This window comes from Paenibacillus sp. FSL R5-0345 (assembly GCF_000758585.1).
In the GTDB taxonomy this organism is placed as follows: Bacteria; Bacillota; Bacilli; order Paenibacillales; family Paenibacillaceae; genus Paenibacillus_AQ.
In genome coordinates, this window is the sequence record NZ_CP009281.1 from 4,902,402 (window position 1) to 4,918,727 (window position 16,326).

The following is a 16,326-nucleotide window of genomic DNA, read 5'->3' on the forward strand; positions in this document are numbered from 1 at the left end:
CTCATTTCTTTCAGGTTTAATGATAACAAAAGCGCTTTCATGCTAAAATGTCTCAATCTAAACATCATAGCCACACGCTAAACATGTTTAGAAACGCTTTCATTTCGAGAATTCTATTTCCTTTTTCTTTTAGAAGTTATGGATTATTATGTTCTTACATCTCTTTATACTAAATCTAGGAAAAGTCAGTTGTAGCGACAGGGGTAATGAATATGATTAAAAAAGTGAATATGAAACGGTTCATATACTTTTTCGTCTTTTTTCTTTTGCTTACATTAAGCTTGTTTTTCGTGATGAACTCCCTTGGATCAAAAACCATTCAAGAAAGCTTAGTTAACTCTTCCAAAAATCAGCTTGCCTACACGGAGAGCATTATGAACGGGATCATATCAGAGGCAAGTTTATACGGCATCCAGTATACCGCTGACACCTCCGTCCGCTTCTATCAAGGCCGCATCCAAGAGTTGAACATTTACGATGCTCAAATGAAAAAAAACGATATCTACGATCGGATATCGGCTCCACTTCTCTCTAGCCAAGCCGTGGAATCCATAGGAATCTACTGGAAATCGGATGGCACTTTTATTTTCACTGGTCATGATTCACTAGCCAAAAGGCCCTTTGAGACAGTAACTCAGCGAGGTTGGCAGATCGTGAATAACAGTTTGTATTATTTTTCGATTTATCCGTATATTCATGAGCCTACAAATCCCGCAAATATTCAATACATTGTGGGCGTTAAGTTAAAAAAAGAATATTTAGCAAGCCTGCTTGAGAAAGCGGTTAACGGCGAGAGCTCTAATGCCTTTTTCCTCGTAAACAAAAGCTTAATGATAAGTAATAAAGCCGTGGATAGCCATATCGAGGCAAAGGTCAAAGAAACGATTACACCCAACACACAAGAGATACTAAAGTTTGATTATCATATCAATGGTGACGATTATTATGTCCTTTCTAAGTATATTGAGCCTATCGATACGTACCTTGTCACCTATACGCGTATGAGTGATTTCTTGAATCCGCTTAACCAGAATAAACAAGTTTTCTTTGTCAGTATCCTAATTATTCTAATCATTGGGCTTATCGTTATTTTTATGTTCTATCGAAATTATTATAGAAACGTGTATCTTCTAGACAAGAAATTCAATCAAGTAGAACAAGGAAATTACAGCACCCGAATTAGTGAGAATCCGGACAATCAGTTTTATAGTTTATTTAAAAGTTTTAACCATATGGTGGCCAAAATCCAAGCTCTATTTTCTTCATTAAAGATTGAAACTGAGCTTCGAAGAAACGCTGAAATAAAGCAACTCCAGGCCCAGATCAATCCACATTTCCTTTATAATAATTTGTTTTTTATTATGGCTGTGGCAAAAACATCACCGGAAGCTGTGATGCAGATGAGCAAGCATTTAGCAGAATACTATCGTTACCTGACAAAAATGAACTCAGACGATGTCACACTTTCCTCTGAATTAAAGCTTGCGGATCATTTTTTATCCATAATGTCTCTTTCCAAAAAAATAAATTATGATATCAACCTGCCCCCAGAGCTGGGAGATCAACGTATTATGCCACTCATAATTCAGCCTATTGTCGAGAACGCGATTCAACATGGCATTGAAGAGCATCAAGGCGCTTATCGCGTTTCTATAGATGTAAAACCTCTCGATACCGGGGCGATGATAATTGTAGCTGATGATGGAAAAGGACTTACACCTGACGAAATAAGCCAGCTAATGATCAGACTTGAGAATGAATCTCCCCCTGAAGGAGCTAGAGGGATCGGTCTTTGGAATATTCATCATCGCCTCAAAAACGCGTATGGCGAATTAAGTGGACTGCGCTTTTTTCTCAATGATTGGGGCGGTTTATCCGTTCTGGCATTCATAGATTTCTCGCTTGAAGAAGGAGGACAACATGCGATTATTGATCGTTGATGACGGGCATTACATTGTTGAGTATTTAAAACACCTGCTGGATTGGAGCACATTCGGGATCGAACATGTTGAGACTACAACAAATTCAATTGAAGCCAAGGAGCTCCTCAATCGAAATCATGTGGATATTCTGATTACAGATATTCGTATGCCTGAAGTATCAGGCATTGATTTATTGCAGCATATACATGAAATGAAGATCAAAACTAAGGTAGTTTTTCTCTCCGGTTATTCACAATTTGATTATGCACAACAAGCTATCCGTCTCGGAGCGCTAGATTATTTACTCAAACCTGTGGATAAAGAGGATATGGAAAAAGCTATGAGTCAAGTGATTGAGAGTATTGAGAAGCAGTCAACAGCCTTAGTGGAATGGGAAAAGCTAGACGGTCTTGGTTACTTACTGTCCGTTATCGGTGAAAACCCCTCTGCATGCAATGACTTTAGCACCTATAATACTGCTCTACGTAATAAACAATTTTGCTTCTTTCATATCCCAAATTCGACTGAGAAAGATGAGATGACGCTTAGAGACAATTGTGACGGTTTGGAGAGCTTTATTTGGAGCACTCCCTCGGTTATCACAGGTATTATTCAGAAGTCTAATACCGTGAGTCTCGCAAGTAACATCCCTCTTATAGCTTTTTCAGAGGTGTTTGAGTTCTCTCAGAGGAATACTGTTCGGCATATCTTTCATCACTTCTTTTTCAATGAAAATGTAACGGTCAGTGACTTTGCCATACTGCGTGACCTTGCTATTCTTCCCAAATTTGAACCCGGAGAATGGGAGCTTACGAGAAAAGATTTAATGAAGAACTTTGCTAAGCTCACATCACGAAAGCATAAGTGTCTCTATGTTCTGGAATTGATTCATATGTTGTATTGCATAACCCCAAAGATACAATTAACCGAGGCGCCAGACTGGATATTCAATCAATTAACAGATCCGGGTACAGCTCTCCAATCGATCTTGCAGAGCATCACCCAATTAGATAGAAGTGCTAAATTCTCCAATCACAATATTGTGCATACGATTCAAAGCTATATCTCCGATCATATTAATGAGTGCTTGAGTCTGGAGGACTTAGGAAAAATTGTTCACCTTCATCCGGTTTACCTTTCTAAATTATATAAGCAGGAAACGGGTGAGAATTTATCAAGCTTTATTTCATTCAAAAGATTGGAAAAGGCCTCCAAACTATTGATCGGTTCAAACTTACATGTGCTCGATATTTCACATCTAGTCGGATACAAAAAGCCTCAATATTTCATTAAGCTATTCAAAGATCAGTATGGTATCACTCCCTATCAATATCGAAGACAACAGATTAAATAATTTGTGATTTGTAACTAACCCCTCCTTTACTTTGTTGATGAGATTCACCAAAGCGTTTACACTTAAGAGAGAGTGAGTTCTCTTTAGTAATTTATTGATCTATACTCAAAAGTCTTTCTGGAAAGGAAATCTGCTAATGTTACGTTCCTCCTACACCTTTCGCTCGGAAGAAGAAGCATCCATGCTTCTGTTTGATTCTATCGGCTGGGAACAAGTTGATTCATCTGCCTATTCATTCAACGGCCAGAATCGGACGGAGAGAAGCTGTGTAATTTTTCAGTACACCTTATCGGGAGAGGGTAGAATTGAAATAGATGGGGTTGTTCATCGATTAACGAAGGGCAAAGCTTTTCTAGTGACTGTCCCCAGTATACACAGGTACTATTATCCGGAAGATGGCACCGAGCCTTGGGAATTTTTATGGATCAATCTGCGGGGTCCTTTAGCGATTTCATTGTGGAGCCAACTTGCCGCTCATTGCGGTCCAATTATTGAACTCCCCCAGGAATCAGTTTCGATAGATTTATTGTGGAGCATTTTCAAGGACATACAGGTTCATGAAGAAAGGGATTTGCATCTTTTAACGGGAAAAGTCTTTCAATGGATCTTGTCCGTGGAGAAATATCTCAAGAAACCTAATATGTTAACCACCTATATAAAAAATGACAAGCTTCACGCCGCTATTCAATTTATGAAAGAGGATCTGCATAATAATAATCTAAGCTTAGATGATGTCGCTGCGCATGTAGGCGTTTCTAAACATCACCTTTGCAGACTGTTTCAAAAAAACATCAATCTTTCACCCTTTGAGTATTTAAAAAGAAGGCGGATTGAGTTGGCAGCATCTAAACTTAAAACAACAGATTTGAGCATCAACCAGATCGCCACGGAAACAGGATTTGACAATGCCAGCTATTTCGGAAAAGTTTTCCGTTCCTATTTCGGGGTCAATCCCTCGACGTATCGAGAACAGGATCTAGAGTTCCTAACCAAACATGTGTTTTTTGAAAATTAATCCATATAAAAAAGGAGCAAGCCAGTGGCTTACTCCTTTTCTTATTAAACCTCTTTGAGTACGAATAGTAAGCTTTTGAAATCGCCCTCAAGCTGTGGAAGTGAGATTCCGAAGTGCATCAGCTCATCCCCTCTGTATACTTCACCGTTAAGCTCAAGTTTGTAGTTTTTAGCAGGGTCGAGTCCTTTCAACCGCAATCTGCGGAGAGGTGCATTAGGCTCAGCCAGCACTCTGAAGTACGTGGCGAAGGCTTCTTTTTTATCATCCGAAACAAACATCCATGCCGTCTGATTACCCTCAAACGGACTAAGCAGTCGATAGAAATCACCAAATTGAATCAGCATTCTCAGTTCCTTGTACTCAGAAACCTGCTTCCGGATATCTTCGCGTTCAGCTTCAGTGAGTTTGGTCATATCTAGTTCATAGCCGAAGCTACCCGACATCGCGACATGACCACGGGTTTCCAAAGGTGTGATACGGTGCACCTGATGGTTAGGGACAGCCGATACGTGAGCGCACATAGAACTTGAAGGATACACAATACTTGTTCCATATTGGATCTTCAATCTTTCAACCGCATCTGTATCATCGCTAGTCCAGGTCTGTGGCATATAGTACAGCATGCCTGGATCAAATCGTCCACCACCGCCGGAGCAGCTTTCGAACAAAATGTGTGGGAAACGGGTGACAATTCGTTCTAGCACATCATAAAGTCCAAGAATGTAACGGTGAGCCGTTTCGCGTTGACGTTCCGCTGGCAGAAGAGCAGATCCAATCTCCGTCATATTCCGGTTCATATCCCATTTCACATAAGTAATCGGAGCCGATGACAGCACGGAGCTAACCGAATCCACAATATAATCACATACATCCTTACGGGATAAGTCCAGAACAAGCTGCTGGCGAGCTAACGTTCTTTTGTGCTCCGGTACATGAAGACACCAATCCGGATGCTCACGATAAAGATCACTTTCCGGCGATACCATTTCCGGTTCGAACCATAGTCCGAATTCCATGCCCATTGCCGTAATATCTTCTCCGAGTTTTCCTAGACCTTCTGGAAACTTGCGGCGATCCTCTACCCAATCTCCGAGAGAGCTATCATCATTGTCTCGCTTCCCAAACCAGCCGTCATCTAAGACAAACAGTTCAAGGCCGAGATCTTTGCCTGCTTGAGCAATTTCTTTGATTTTATCTGCATTGAAATTAAAATAGGTTGCTTCCCAGTTGTTGATGAGAATAGGACGCTTACGATCACGGAACTCGCCTCTGCATAACCGGGTCCGATACAGACGGTGGTAAGTTCTTGATAATCCACCAAGTCCTTCACTGGATCTTACCAGCACAGCTTCAGGAGCTTGGAAGGATTCTCCCGGTTCAAGCAACCATTGAAAATTAAACGGTTGAATACCGATGCCCACTCTGGAAATTCCATATTGATCCACTTCCGCTTGCGCAAGAAAGCTTCCGCTGTACACAAGACTGAACCCGTACACTTCACCGTGATCCTCTGTTGCATCTTTTGCAAGTAAAGCCATAAAAGGATTCTGTTGGGAGCTACTAGCGCCGCGCTTACTATCAATTCGTTGGATACCAGGTACGAGAGCTCTTTTGTGGATATGACGTTCTCTTGTCCAAGTACCAGATAATTGCAGCATGTCATAATCAGAATCATGGAAATCAACATTTGCGCTTAACACACGCTTCAGCACCACATTGTCTTTCCCTTGATTCTCAATTCGCACAGAACGTGTGATCACATCCTGATTATTAAATACAGTGTAGCTCAATACAGCAATCAATCCGGTTTTGTCATCCTGAAGAACGAGTTCCAGTGTCTCTGCTTCTTCTTCACTTTCAACATAGGTGGATGGCAGCCCCTTTAATGCAGGCTTACCTTTATTGATCTTATAGCTCTTATAAAGAAAGTCCGTAACGGTCGTACCATCTACCAAACGAACCTCAAGTGCCGGTTCCCGGAAATCACCATTCCCATAAGACGGAAACTCACTTGGAATCGTGTCGAGGGAGATCTTCTTGTCCTCCATTGTGTAGGTCGGGCTAAAGGAGCAACGTTCCACCAGATGCAACGGCTGCTTGATTCCTTCTAATTTAGGTCCCCAATAGACATGCGCTGGAAGCTCACCTCTAACAATTTCAATCACATAGCTGGATTGCTGGGACTGTAAATGAAATACCTTACGGCTGTCATCATAATAAATACTCATAATATCCTCCTACTCTTCTTATCAGATCTTGTTGTAATGTAATCGCCTTAATTTATCTCGTTGTTTGAAGTCTATTTTAAAGATATTTGGAAGGGGATACAATCTGAATATCTATACCTTGAATAGTAAAATATTGACCTCTAACATTTATCACATGTGAGATTAAGTTCTAGCAAAACATAAAATGATTATTAACGGCTATAGTAAAAAAAATACATACAAAAAAGAGCCCCACTAGGGAGACTCTTCCTCAATACTTCCTGCTTAAATATCAAAAACGGAGCGTATAGTAAGCTGTGCACGCAGTTCCTCGGCCGTGGCTGGCTTATCAAGGTCTTTTTTAGCGATTGTAATAGATCTTGTTGTATCTCCCGACATATCAAAATAGTTGTCACTGAAGATGGCATCTCTTTCCCTGAAGTCTAAGCCGACGAAACGAGCATAGGCCTTCGCCTTCACAGTAATTACAAATTGCTCTTCTTTTTCAATGAGTACGGCCTCAAGCTCAGGGTCAATAAAACTAAAATGCTTCGGCTTAACAAATAGGACCGTTCCACCGCTCTTCGTCTTGCCGTCTACCTTAAAAGCGTATTCCAGATAAGTCTCTCGTTTCTTCCTTTTCGTATCCAACATGTGGGTGAAATCAAGCTGTTCGAACTCAGCAGTACTTAACGCGGCAATCTCCACCGGCTTTGTGCCTTCCAGCAAGACCTCAGATGCCCGAGTGAGCAGTCTCCAACTCAGTTCACCAATAACCTGTTCTCTGCTTTCATTGGACACATGAAGGGAGACCTTCGTTCCTTCATCATGGGCAGAAACAAGAATCGGCGCGAAGAAATGTTTAGCCGCATAATGCATAGCCTTCCACCGGCCATAATAGTCAATACTGGACCAAGAAGCTACCGGCCAGCAGTCGTTCAACTGCCAATACAATGCCCCCATACAGCGACCTCTATGTCTACGCCAGTGCTCAACGCCGCAGCGCATCCCTTCTGCTTGGATCAATTGCGAGGCATATAGCACAGACTCAAAATCTTTCGGATATTTGTAAGTCTCCCCGATATAGTAGAGAATTTTCTCATTCCCGGTGTTGTTCTTCTGATGGGACTCCATGACATAAGAGAAGATATTCCGATCCTCCGGCAGCGTAAACGACTCGATAGTCTTCAAGCCCGGAAAAGACTGCAATCCGAATTCAGACATATAGCGCGGATATAGCTTCCGGTAATCGGTAAACGGTTCTTTCCCATGCCAGACCCCCCAGTAATGCATATCTCCGTAATTCTCGTCATTTGGCTTGTCAAAGCAACCCTTGGAGGAGGGTGAAGCACGCCAATAGAAGGTATTCGGATCAATTTCTTTAGCGATTGCCGGTAGAAGCACCTCATATTGCTTAATATAATCTGCCTTAAGCTGCAGGGAGTAATGCTTCTCCCAGTCCCATTCGTCCCAAGCCAGCTCCTGCTCGTTGTTGCCGCACCACAAGCCTAGCGAAGCATGATGGCGAAGACGCTTCATGTTATCGATAGTCTCGTGCGTGATGTTCTCCTCGAAAGCTTCGGTCAGAGCATAGATGCCGCAGGCATACAGATGATCCTGCCAGACGATAAGACCATATTCATCGCAAAGGTCGTAGAAATAATCATCCGGGTAATAACCACCACCCCATACGCGAATTGTATTGAAATTGGCAGCCACACAGCTTTGGAGCAAGCGATCTGTACGTTCTCTAGTCACGCGAGGCAGAAGATTATCTTCCAGAATATAGTCGGCACCTGTAGAGAAAATAAGCACACCGTTGACTTCGAAAGCAAAGGATTCTCCCCATTGGTCTTCTTCCTGCTTCACAGTAATGGTTCTTAGTCCAATCCGCAGTTCTCTTCGATCTAGCTCCTTCGCCTTTTCCTCAAGTACAACCTCTACATTGTACAGTGGCTGAGCACCGAGATTATTCGGCCACCACAGCTCTGGCTCGTTAATTTCAAGTGTAATATGATGATCCGTTCCAATTGTCTCAAACACACGATGCTCAAGACTTTGGCCTGCTGGGGTATGAATTTTGACCACGATATCCCGATCAGCTTTCTGCCAGCTCTCCGTTCTTACTCGAACATCCAGCTTGACCTTATCCTTCTCATGGAATTGTGTAATATAAACATCGTCAAGCCGAGCAGAGTGATAGCCCTGAATGGAGAGACTACGCCAGATTCCCAGATCGGGCAGCTTCGGACCCCAATCCCACCCGAACATGGAGTGCGCTTTGCGCAGATGAGAGATCCCCTCTACCGCATCAGCACATCCGCTAAGCGGGAATTCCGCTTGCTTCCTTAATGTAAATTCTACCGGGGAGCGGAAAATCGCGTGAATGATATTCTCACCAAGTGTCAATGCAGACTTGATATCTACTTCATATGTCCGATGCATATTGTCACTGTTCAGAATATTCGTTCCATTCAAGTAAAGCTCACAAAGCGTATCGAGCCCTTCACATAACAGAAATACGCGGTCATGCTCTAGCACTCCAGCCTCCAGCTGAAAAGTACGCTGATATTCGTAATCATAATTGGACAGCTCCAGAACCTCATACTCCTGCTCCCGGTAGAACGGATCTGGCATTTCTCCGGCATTCAACAAATCATGGTAGACAGAGCCTGGCACGCTGGCCTCCAGCCATTTCGGATGATCAAGCCGTTTCATTTGCCATTTCCCGTTAAGATTGACAAGTTGCATTTTTCCGCCTCCACACATGTTCTATTTTGACTTCTTGTTTTAAAACCTTAACAATAATATGTATATTTTTCTTCTATTGTGTTCACCAAAATAGTGTGCTATTTTAACATCATCAAATGCTGGAGGAAGAGCATGATCAAATACACCGAGGCAAGCCACATTAATCCCGAATTGTTAGCTGATCCCTTCTGGGTCGAGTCCCTAAGTCAGGTATCCCCAGAACATACACATGACTTTTATGAATTTTTTATACTCACTGAAGGCCGATGCCGGCATATTGTTAACGGGGCTACCCAGCTTCTCCAATCTGGCTGTCTTGTCTTCATCCGCCCCGATGATACTCATCGATATGAAGCTGATGGGGATAGCGATTGCCGCTTTCTCAACATTCCCTGCCGAAAAAGCCTCATTAATGACGCCTTTAGTTACCTGAATGAAGAAGAGTTCCTGCACAGGCTATTAAATACTCCGATTCCTAGCATCGCTATGCTGTCTCAACTGGAGATGGATGATTTCATTCGTTCTTTCGAACGCATCCGAATGCTCTCTGCCTTAGACAAAGTAAAGTCCAGGATATATCTGAAAGGAATACTCGTAGATACGCTTACCCGGCATTTTTTCTCCCCTGAAACCATCGAGCAGCCAGAATTCCCGCTGTGGCTCGAGCATGCCGTTTCCAAGATGCATCTAAAAGAAAACTTAAACAAAGGCCTTCATGCCTTGTACGAGTTGTCGGGCAGAAGTGTCGGTCATATCAACCGGGCCTTCCGCCAATATTTAAACCAGACACCGACAGAATTTATCAACCAGCTAAGGCTCAACGTGGCGCGTAATCTGCTACTTACTACTGAACTGCGTGTGGTCGAAATCGCCCTGGAATCCGGCTTTGAGAATGTCAGCCATTTCTATCATCAATTCAAAAAATACTATCACCAAGCCCCGCTAGATTTCCGCAAAAATACGCATGCCAATAGACTAGTTTAACTGTTCATAAACATAGCAAAAGGGCTCCCTCTCTGCCTAATACAGAGAGGAAGCCCTTACATCTCAAGATATTGAACTTATTATCCAGCTGTGCTTATTTTGAATTCCACAGCTCCATACGTTCTGTGTACTTCTGGTTAATGATTTCTTCTACTTTTTCATCCCCAGCCTTTTTCATATCCGCAAGCATCTTATCGAATGTAGCGTTGGCTTCGGCTTCAGAAGGAGCAATGATTACTCTAGTAATGCTTTGATCCATAATATCTTTTACCTTCTGTGCAGTCAGTGCTTCAGGTGTTCCGCCGTCAGGGCTCAAGTTGTCATATTCCGCAGTATCCCATACAGAATCTCCAAGGCTCTTAATTGCCATCTGATCTACTTCACTGCGTTGATATTTAACTGCCATATCGTAAGGCTGTTCATTTGCATCTAGACCATTCTTAATAAACCACAACCATTTACGAACACCGCTCTTCTTCACTGTGTCGTCCCAGTTTTCCTTGAAGCTATCCAAGAATGCAGGATCCGGTTGTCTCTTACCATCTACCATAGTGTATTGAACGCCTTCTTGGCCCCACAGCAATAAATGCTGTCCTTCATCGCTTGCCAAGAAATTGAATAGCTTCATTGTTTCTTCAGGATGCTTGTTATTCTTAGTAATAGCGATGGCATCCCATCCTAGCGAGCTTCTTGGTCCAAATGTCGTTTGGGCAGGATCTACGCCTGGAGCAACAACCTTGTAAGGGAAGAGCTGATTATCTTCTCCGCCATCCTTCTTCAAAGTTGCGTTCCCGTTACCTGGATCCCAATAAGCGCCTGGTGTGGAGAATACCGCGCCGGTAGCCAGCTTTTGAACCCAAGTTTGTGTTTTGCTAATGGCAAATTCCTTCTCAACCAAACCTTCTCTGTATAATTTATTCACATAGAGAAGCATTTCACGATACTTTGGATCCTTAACATCATATTGCAATGAACCATTGTTATCGTAATAAGTTTTCAGACCCCACATGCCTTTGAACGTTCCCAAGTTAGCGCCCATATTCTCACCGTTCATGGTCATTGGAATGGATTCTTTTCCATCAATCGTCTTATTTTTTGCTTTAAAATCCTTCAGAATGGCTTCTAATTCATCCGTTGTGAGCGGAGTTGTGCCATCTGCTTTGTCTGGAGCCAGATCTGCAAGCAGATTTTTTCTCATCAGCATTCCGAAGACTGGATCACTATCTAGTCCGTACCAGTTAGCCAAATAATAGTTTTTTCCGTCTTTATAACGAGTCTTGGTCAGTGTATCGCCATACATTTCCTTGATATCTGGACCATTCTTCTCAATCAACTCATCGAGTGGAATGAACGCGCCGCTTGTAATGTACTTATCGAGGGAAGCATCCCCACGGCTCATCACGACCACATCCGGATAGTCACCGCTGGCAAGCATCAAGCTTAGCTTCTCTGTCGGATTTCCTGTTGGCTGCTGAATGGAGATTTCAATGCCAGTCTTTTTAGTGATTTCTTGAGCGACAGCATCGGTAAAAGGCTCTCCCTTTGTATTTGAATCAAACCATGTAAGTGTAATCGGCTCTTTTTTTGTATTTTCTCCAGCCGCAGTATTTGTATTGTCTTTTCCGTCATTAGAGGAGCATCCCGCTAATACACCAACGGCCAATGCAGCAGTAATACTTACGCTCAATACTTTGTTTTTCTTTATCATAGACACCCTAATTCCTCCCATTAAGTAAGTTACTTTATAAATTCACCAAGCAACCAAAAACCAAGCAAGTCTATCCGCTCACCCCCCTTCAGGGCCGCCTGCCGGACAAGTCATCCCCAGCAGGCGTTCGGTTATTTAATCATATTAACTCTTAACAGCGCCCAAAGTCATACCTTTAACAAAATACTTTTGCAGGAACGGGTATACAAGAACGATAGGCAATGTTGCTACCATCGTCGCCGCCATCCGGATCGTATCACTTGAAACGGCATTCCGTTTGGCGGAGTTTGCCAGCATTTGCGATTGCGATACCATACCTCCGGTCTGGAATTGGCTCAGTATTTTGACGAGTACTGCTTGTAAGGTTTTCAAGTCTGAGCTATAAGTGAACGCATAGGAGTCAAACCACGCATTCCAATGCGATATGGCTTGAAAGAGTCCCACAGTTGCGAGTACTGGTGTTGTCAACGGCAGTACAATTCTGAAGAAAATCGTGATATCATTCGCCCCGTCTACCTTCGCCGATTCCTCGATCTCACCGGGCAGCCCCTCCATAAAGGTACGGACGATAATCATATAGAAGACATTCATCAAGCCTGGCAAAATAAATACGGAAAATGTGTCAATCATGTTTAGCGCTTTAAGCACCATGTAATAAGGGATCAGCCCGCCTCCGAAATACATCGTAAAGACGAAGTAAAGGTTCCAGCCCTTGCGCCCCACCAGATTCTGGCGGCTTAGTGGATAAGCTAGCATCGTAATCACAAAAACCGACAGTGGCGCACCAATTACGGTTCGTTTTACAGTGACCCATATCCCATTCATAATTTCGGTATCTTTCAAAATTTGGTTGTAGCTATCAAAGGTGATATCTCTGGGCCAAAAGTAGACGCCACCTCGAACCGTATCCTCCGCAGCATTTAATGAAAGTACGAGAATATTCCAAAAAGGTAAGAAGGTAACTAGCAACACAAGAATAAGAATCAAATATACAAAAGACTTAAAGATATGATCTCCGTATCTGTTCAAAAACATCTCAAGCGCTCCTCTCCATTTTGTTATTTAGAACAACGCTTGGTCGTTCACTTTTCTAGAAATTCGATTCACAATCACAACAAGAATGAAGGCAATAACGGATTTGAATACCCCCACGGCAGCCCCGTATGAGAACATGCTGTTTTGTAACCCGTATTTGTATGCATAAATATCGATAACTTCCGAGTACTCAAGTACAGTGTTATTTTGCAACAGATATTGTTGTTCAAAGCCGGCATTCAAAATCCCTCCGACTGCAAGAATGGCCAATATCACAATAGTTGGACGTAAAGCAGGGAGCGTAATATTCCACATTTGCTTGAATCGGCTAGCTCCATCTACTCTTGCGGCTTCGTAAAGCTCCGGATTAATAGCGGATATTGCAGCTAGGTACATAATGGCGCTAAAACCCATTTCTTTCCACATATTAGATAAGGCGATAATCCACCAGAATAAAGGTCCGTTTTGTAGAAAAGCTACCGGTTCGTCAACAATCCCGAGCGTTACTAGAAGATTGTTGAACATCCCATCGGAAGCTAGCAGCGTAATTACAATGTTAGCGGCGATAACCCATGAGATAAAATGCGGCAGATAAGAAACCGTCTGTGTAAAGCGTTTGAAAAATCCCTGTTTTGCTTCATTCAGCACAAGCGCGAGTATGATCGGCGCAGGAAACCCGAATAACAAGGTCAAGAGGCTTGTCGCAAGCGTATTACGCATTACACGGTAGAAGTCTCCTGTGGTAAAGAAATATTCAAACCACTTAAAGCCAACAAAGTCAGCATGGAAAAATTGTTGAAAAAACGTTCCTCCACCCGGTTGATAGTTTGTAAATGCCATATACATACCAAACATAGGTCCATAGGAAAATAGCAATGTCGCAATTATGGCAGGCAGCATCAGCAAAAATAACCATTTCTGCTCTTTTAATCTGTACCAAAGATTATTGCCCCTGACTGTTTTGATAGCGCTTGCTTTATGCATCAAATCCCCTCCCTTTTTATTTAGTGCAGCATGCCCTGCTACATCTCGACTCAACTTCTCTCCTATTCATCTTAAGTCCGCATAGGGCTCCTTTCTATACTTCAATCCTCCGAATGATAGCGCTTTTTAAAGGAGTTTCGGAACATTCGAGCATTGGATTTTGATATTTAGTCTGATATGATAAACTTGGCTTTCCGTGAATTCACAGTAAAGAAGGGACTTCTACGATGCGTCATTTTTACAAAAAGTATATTTATATGCCTTTTATTGACCTTAGCTTTCGCTCCAAGCTGTTCCTCGTGTTCGTTCTGGTCACCATTATTCCAATGATGCTATTTGTCTATTTTTCATTTGAACTTACAAAATCAAAATTAACCGATCAAATTTACATCAATATGATGAATTCGACGGCTCAGATCAACAAGAACCTGGAGAACAAACTGGACAGCTATGAGCATATTTCTGCTTCTATTTACTTGGATAATAGACTGGCCACTTATCTCACAAGCGAATACCAGGATGATCCATCCTATCTGGACGTCTATCAATATATTGGCAATCGAATAGATACGGTAATGGCTGCTTATCCCGATTTTGGTAGCGTTTTCATTTATTCCGACAATCTATCACTGCCCAAAGATAATTACTATATCAAGCCGGTTACACCCGAAGTGAAGGAGACAGAGCTGTACAAGCAGCTGATGCAGTCTCACGGAAATATTATTCATCTGTCTTCACCACAGTCACAAGATAATCCCGCAATGTTTACACTGGCTAGGTTACTGAACAATAATCGCAACCAATATCCTTACGGTATTCTGGTCTTCGAAATATCCGAATCGGTGATCTATTCTTTAATGGAGAAAGAAGCAGGCGGCAAAGATATTTTTATCGTTAATGACAAGGGCCTTATTTTATCAGCCGCCGACAAGCACTTATTAAATACAAGTCTGCCGGAGATGCTTGATCAGAACTTTGATGAACTGCCTTCTGGTCGATTTGATACTACATATAAAGGGGTAAAGGCTTTCGCCGTCTACAACACGCTGAAGAATGGATGGAAAACAGTTTCTATCTTCCCTTATGACAGTATCATTCAGGACGCGAAATCATTGTCAGAGCTCATCACTAAAATTTCTTTAGCTTTTATAGTTGTCGCATTATTGCTGATTTATATTACTGCGTCGTTGTTCAGTAAGCGTATTCGAACATTAATCCGAATGATCCGGCGCTTAGAGCGTGGTGACTTCAACCCTACGAATGATGAAGATTTAGGCAATGATGAGATTGGTCAGCTTCATTTTGCCTTCAAGCAAATGACTACACGTTTAAAGAGTTTAATTACCGAAGTCTATCAGAAGGAGCTACAGAATAAGGAGGCAGAGCTTGACCTGCTTCAGGCCCAGATTAACCCCCATTTTCTGTACAATACATTGGGCTCCATCTCGTCACTTGCCTTAAAGCATCAAGATACTCGTATTCAGGATTTGGTGCTTCATCTCGCCAAGTTTTATCGAATATCGTTGAATAAAGGGAAAAGCATACTGACCATCAATGAGGAATTAAAGCTGACGCAGAGCTACAATGCCATTCAGCTGATCCGATTCAAAGGACAACTGAACATCACCTACAATGTGGATGAAGCGATCTTACCTTATTCTACAGTCAAGCTTGCCTTACAGCCTTTTGTAGAAAATGCGGTGCTTCACGCCGTGTGGAATCAGGAAAGCCCGCTTAATATCCATATCAAAGGCGTAGTCGAGGATAGTGATATTATTCTATCTGTAATTGATGATGGCATGGGGATGAGCCGAGAGACACTTCACACTTTGCTTGACGATAAACCTGGACGAGGTTATGGGATTTCAAACGTAGATCGACGGATAAAACTGAGATTTGGTGAGCATTATGGCGTTACAGTGTTTAGTAGGCTCGGAATAGGAACCACTGTGCAAATTCGTTTGCCGCAAAAGGAAATGTAAGGAACGACGCATCTGAATAACTGCAAAGCTTATTGAGAAATCAGAAATATTGATTAACAATTAGGGAAATCCTCCCTAAAATTAGGCGATTTTTGCTCATTATACTGATAATCAGGGAAATCCTCCCTGATTATCTGCTGATTTGGAGGTAAATTCAGAATTCTCCCGATTATTAGGGATGATTTCCCTAATTACATTGCATCCAGGAATTTCCCGGCTATTTTCAGGGAGATTTTCCCTAATCGCTCTCATCTAGCCTAGTTGCCACGAGCTTGCCACGAGCCCCTCGATATAACCATTATCATTAGGACGCTAGCTACTTAATAAAGCTTCAGTGAACACCAAAAACGAAGGAGCTAAGCATCTAGAGATCGCTTAACTCCT

At 42.4% G+C, this 16,326-nt stretch carries 10 protein-coding genes; 5 read left to right on the plus strand and 5 right to left on the minus strand.

All coding sequences use genetic code 11. The features are described from left to right. The first annotated feature begins 212 nt into the window (after positions 1 to 212). The 3 genes from R50345_RS21780 (at position 213) to R50345_RS21790 (ending at position 4,291) form a co-directional block, all read left to right on the plus strand. Positions 213 to 1,940, plus strand: coding sequence for a sensor histidine kinase (locus tag R50345_RS21780; protein ID WP_042130053.1), 1,728 nt, complete (start codon positions 213 to 215; stop codon positions 1,938 to 1,940). After that, entirely contained in the window at positions 1,921 to 3,276 is a 1,356-nt protein-coding gene (locus R50345_RS21785) for a response regulator (protein ID WP_042130054.1), read from the plus strand. The genes R50345_RS21780 and R50345_RS21785 overlap by 20 nt, the downstream gene beginning before the upstream one ends. A 181-nt stretch (positions 3,277 to 3,457) precedes the next feature. Next, a complete protein-coding gene (locus tag R50345_RS21790; protein WP_197069702.1) occupies positions 3,458 to 4,291 on the plus strand; it encodes a helix-turn-helix transcriptional regulator in 834 nt (277 codons plus the stop codon). A 44-nt stretch (positions 4,292 to 4,335) separates the two neighbouring features. Here the strand turns inward: R50345_RS21790 and R50345_RS21795 are convergent, their stop codons facing one another. Together R50345_RS21795 and R50345_RS21800 are read right to left on the minus strand one after the other, a co-directional pair. Beyond that, the gene (locus tag R50345_RS21795; protein WP_042130058.1) at positions 4,336 to 6,519 is read right to left on the minus strand and encodes an alpha-galactosidase; all 2,184 of its coding nucleotides are present in this window, start codon (positions 6,517 to 6,519) and stop codon (positions 4,336 to 4,338) included. A gap of 264 nt (positions 6,520 to 6,783) precedes the next feature. Beyond that, on the minus strand, positions 6,784 to 9,249 hold the full coding sequence (locus tag R50345_RS21800; RefSeq protein ID WP_042130060.1) for a beta-mannosidase: 2,466 nt from the start codon (positions 9,247 to 9,249) through the stop codon (positions 6,784 to 6,786). 132 nt (positions 9,250 to 9,381) lie between these two features. Between R50345_RS21800 and R50345_RS21805 the strand changes: the two genes are divergently transcribed. Further along, on the plus strand, positions 9,382 to 10,233 hold the full coding sequence (locus R50345_RS21805) for a helix-turn-helix domain-containing protein (protein ID WP_042130062.1): 852 nt from the start codon (positions 9,382 to 9,384) through the stop codon (positions 10,231 to 10,233). A gap of 94 nt (positions 10,234 to 10,327) precedes the next feature. Here the strand turns inward: R50345_RS21805 and R50345_RS21810 are convergent, their stop codons facing one another. The 3 genes from R50345_RS21810 to R50345_RS21820 form a co-directional block, all read right to left on the minus strand. Next, on the minus strand, positions 10,328 to 11,941 hold the full coding sequence (locus R50345_RS21810; RefSeq protein ID WP_042132364.1) for an extracellular solute-binding protein: 1,614 nt from the start codon (positions 11,939 to 11,941) through the stop codon (positions 10,328 to 10,330). A 144-nt stretch (positions 11,942 to 12,085) separates the two neighbouring features. Further along, positions 12,086 to 12,976, minus strand: coding sequence for a carbohydrate ABC transporter permease (locus R50345_RS21815; RefSeq protein WP_042130063.1), 891 nt, complete (start codon positions 12,974 to 12,976; stop codon positions 12,086 to 12,088). Positions 12,977 to 13,003: 27 nt separating this feature from the next. Continuing rightward, entirely contained in the window at positions 13,004 to 13,960 is a 957-nt protein-coding gene (locus R50345_RS21820; RefSeq protein ID WP_042130066.1) for an ABC transporter permease, read from the minus strand. Positions 13,961 to 14,187: 227 nt separating this feature from the next. Between R50345_RS21820 and R50345_RS21825 the strand changes: the two genes are divergently transcribed. After that, complete coding sequence (locus R50345_RS21825; protein WP_042130068.1) at positions 14,188 to 15,942, plus strand: cache domain-containing sensor histidine kinase; 1,755 nt, start codon at positions 14,188 to 14,190, stop codon at positions 15,940 to 15,942. The last annotated feature ends 384 nt before the right edge of the window (positions 15,943 to 16,326 follow it).

Coding starts and splice junctions, on each gene's coding strand:
- R50345_RS21785 (WP_042130054.1), top strand. CDS start 1,921: ATGCGATTATTGATCGTTGATGACGGGCATTACATTGTTGAGTATTTA.
- R50345_RS21810 (WP_042132364.1), bottom strand. CDS start 11,941: ATGATAAAGAAAAACAAAGTATTGAGCGTAAGTATTACTGCTGCATTG.
- R50345_RS21800 (WP_042130060.1), bottom strand. CDS start 9,249: ATGCAACTTGTCAATCTTAACGGGAAATGGCAAATGAAACGGCTTGAT.
- R50345_RS21820 (WP_042130066.1), bottom strand. CDS start 13,960: ATGCATAAAGCAAGCGCTATCAAAACAGTCAGGGGCAATAATCTTTGG.
- R50345_RS21825 (WP_042130068.1), top strand. CDS start 14,188: ATGCGTCATTTTTACAAAAAGTATATTTATATGCCTTTTATTGACCTT.
- R50345_RS21795 (WP_042130058.1), bottom strand. CDS start 6,519: ATGAGTATTTATTATGATGACAGCCGTAAGGTATTTCATTTACAGTCC.
- R50345_RS21790 (WP_197069702.1), top strand. CDS start 3,458: ATGCTTCTGTTTGATTCTATCGGCTGGGAACAAGTTGATTCATCTGCC.
- R50345_RS21805 (WP_042130062.1), top strand. CDS start 9,382: ATGATCAAATACACCGAGGCAAGCCACATTAATCCCGAATTGTTAGCT.
- R50345_RS21815 (WP_042130063.1), bottom strand. CDS start 12,976: ATGTTTTTGAACAGATACGGAGATCATATCTTTAAGTCTTTTGTATAT.
- R50345_RS21780 (WP_042130053.1), top strand. CDS start 213: ATGATTAAAAAAGTGAATATGAAACGGTTCATATACTTTTTCGTCTTT.